Below are 2,892 nucleotides of genomic sequence, written 5' to 3' on the forward strand. Positions count from 1 at the left end.
CCGGCTTCGGTCCCCGTTCGGCCATGCCACACGCTAGCAATCGACCACAAACTAATGACTCAGGACACTAGAGCAGGCCCAGCTTCGTGGCCGCGTAGACCGCCTCGGCCCGCCGCGACACCATCAGCTTGCGCATGAGGTTGCCGACGTGGAACTTCACCGTGGTCTCGGAGATGAACAGCTCCGCCCCGATGGCGCGGTTCGACAGGCCCCGCGCGAGCAGCCGCAGCACGTCGAGCTCGCGCTCGGTGAGCCGCTCCCGCTCGGGCACCCCGCCCGACAGCGAACGGACCATCGCCGACGCGCTGCGGGCGTCGAACGCGCTCTCCCCGCGCGAGACGGCGCGGATCGCGCGCACCAGCTCGGTGGTGTCCACGTCCTTGACGACGTAACCGCGTGCGCCGGCCTGCACCGACTCGACGACGAGCCGGTCCTCCGCGAACGTGGTGAGCACCAGCACCCCCAGCCCGGGGTGGGCGGCGCACAGGCGGCGGCAGACGTCGAGCCCGTCGGTCTGCGGGCCCGTCGTGAGCTTGAGGTCCAGCAGCACGACGTGCGGCCGTGACGCGGCGACCGCGGCGACGGCGTCCGCGGGCGTGCCGGCCTCGCCGACCACGCGCAGGTCGTCCTCGCGTTCGAGGACGGCCCGCAGGCCCTGGCGCATGATGAGGTGGTCGTCGACGAGCACGATGCGGGTGGGCATCGGGCGGGCCCTGGTGGCTGTGGTCATGGACTCGAACTCTCTGCTGCGCAGGGCACGGGGATGTCCACCTGTACCTGCAGCCCGCCGAGCCGGGCCCGGCGGAAGGTCAGCGTGCCACCGAGCTCACGTGCTCTGGCCTGCATGTTCACGAGTCCGCGGTGCTCACCCGAGGGAGTGGCCACGGTGGCCGCGCGCAGGCTGCGTCGCACGCCGTCGGGGCTGCCGCCGCCGTCGTCGGAGATCGTCAGCCGCACCTGGTCGCCCTGGTAGGTCAGCCGCACCACGGCCTTCGTGGCCTCCGCGTGCACGGCCGTGTTGAACAGCGCCTCGCCCGCGATCCGGAACAGCGACTGCTCGCAGTCCGACGGCAGCTCCACCGGGGTCCCGCCGATGCGCACCTCCACGCGCAGCTCGTCGGGCATGTGGACGCCGGAGAGCTGGCGCAGCATCGACGGCAGGTCCTTGTCGGCGCCGTGCGCGTCGCAGTCGTTGAGCGCGTAGATCGCCGACCGCAGCTGCTCGACGGCCCGGCGTGTGAGGTCCTTGGCGGTGTCGAGCTGGCCGCGCAGCCGGGGGTCGGCGATCTCGGTGCGGACCAGCTCGATGTGCATGCCGGCCGACAGCGCGTACTGGGTGACGCTGTCGTGCAGCTCGCGGGCGATGCGGTGGCGCTCGTTGTCGAGCACCTCGCGCTGGCGAGCCGCGCCCAGCTCGGCCTGGGTGGCCAGCAGCTGCTCGTTGCGCATCCGCAGGTCGGTGGCCTGCAGGGACGTGCGGGCGTGCAGCCGGGCGGAGTGGTCGAGCAGCGCGCAGTTCTGCAGCGCGGCGGCGGTCTGGCCGGCCAGGATCCGCAGCACCGAGTGGTCGGTGTCGTCGATCGGGCGCTCCTCGGGGGTCCAGGCCACGAACCCGCCGACGGTGCGTCCGTCGAGCTTGATGGGGACGTGCAGGTGCCGGCGCGCCTCGGCCTCGTCGTGGTGGTCGTCGGAGGTGTCGGTGCGGATGTGGTCGAGGTGGAGCCAGATGCGGGGCGGCACGGAGCGGGCGTCGGCCCACTCGGCGCCGTCGGGCCCGCGGACGAGGTGGCGGGGCCGGGCCTCCGGGAGTGCGCCGTCCACCAGCGCGAACACCACCCACTCCGCGGTCAGGTGGTCGGCCGCGGCCTCCACGACGGCCCGGACCAGGGCCTCCGAGCCCTCCATCGTGCGCACCAGCGCGGCGGAGATCTTCTCCAGCGCCAGGATGACGCGGTGCAGCCGCTCGGCCGACGTGCGGTACTCGGGGTAGTAGTGCGGCTTGCCCGAGCGCAGGCCGGTGAGCGCCTCGAGATCGGGTCGGGGGCGGTTCGCGGCCGCCCGCCCGGAGCGCCGCGGCCACTGCGCTGCGGCCGTCATACGCCCTCCACCGTCACAGGGCCGCCTTGAACAGGGTCTCGACGTCGCCGACCGACGTGGGGCGGGGGTTGGTGGTGAGGCAGGCGTCGCCGAGCGTCAGCTCGGACAGGCGCGGGATGTCCTCGGCCGTGACGCCGAGTGCTCCCAGCCCGCGGGGCACCCCGACCTCGTCGCCGAGCTGGCGGACCTCCTCCGCCACCGCGTCGACGGCCTCCAGTGGCGGCATCCCCGGCCGATGGACGCCCATGGCCTGGGCGATCGGCACGAACCGCTCGGGCAGCTCCGCCCCGTTGAACCGGATGACGTGCGGCAACAGCACCCCGTTGACGACGCCGTGGGGCAGGTCGAGCATCCCGCCGACCTGGTGGCTCATGGCGTGGGTGGCGCCGAGGATCGCGTTGGTGAACGCCAGCCCGGCCTCCAGCGCGGCCTGCGCCATGAACGACCGGGCGCCGGTGTCGCGCGGGGCGTGGATGGTGCGCGCGAGGTGGCCGTTCACCAGCGAGATGGCCTGCAGTGCGTGGTGGTCGGTGAGCGGGCCGTGGGCGAGCGAGACGTAGGCCTCGATGCCGTGGGTGAGCGCGTCGAGGCCGGTGGCGGCGTTGAGCGCGTCGGGCATGGTGAGCAGCAGGCGGGGGTCGATCACCGAGACGTCGGGGACCAGCGCCCGTCCCATGATCGTGATCTTGGTGTGGCGCTCGGTGTCGGTGACGATGCAGAACTGGGAGACGTCGGCGCCCGTGCCGGACGTGGACGGCATCATGATCAGCGGCGGGATCGGGTGCTCGATGCGGT

3 protein-coding genes are annotated in these 2,892 nt (G+C 73.0%); all 3 read right to left on the reverse strand.

The features are described from left to right. Nucleotides 1-67: 67 nt before the first annotated feature. Nucleotides 68-730: a response regulator transcription factor gene (locus BGP03_RS34785; RefSeq protein WP_296377597.1), complete on the reverse strand. Its 663-nt coding sequence runs from the start codon at nucleotides 728-730 to the stop codon at nucleotides 68-70. Next, nucleotides 727-2,097, reverse strand: coding sequence for a histidine kinase (locus BGP03_RS34790; protein ID WP_296377596.1), 1,371 nt, complete (start codon nucleotides 2,095-2,097; stop codon nucleotides 727-729). The genes BGP03_RS34785 and BGP03_RS34790 overlap by 4 nt, the downstream gene beginning before the upstream one ends. A gap of 13 nt (nucleotides 2,098-2,110) precedes the next feature. Beyond that, the coding region (locus BGP03_RS34795; RefSeq protein WP_299738923.1) for an iron-containing alcohol dehydrogenase at nucleotides 2,111-2,892 on the reverse strand (782 nt) is incomplete at its 5' end.

The organism is Pseudonocardia sp. 73-21 (genome assembly GCF_001899645.1).
Classification (GTDB): Bacteria; Actinomycetota; Actinomycetes; order Mycobacteriales; family Pseudonocardiaceae; genus Pseudonocardia.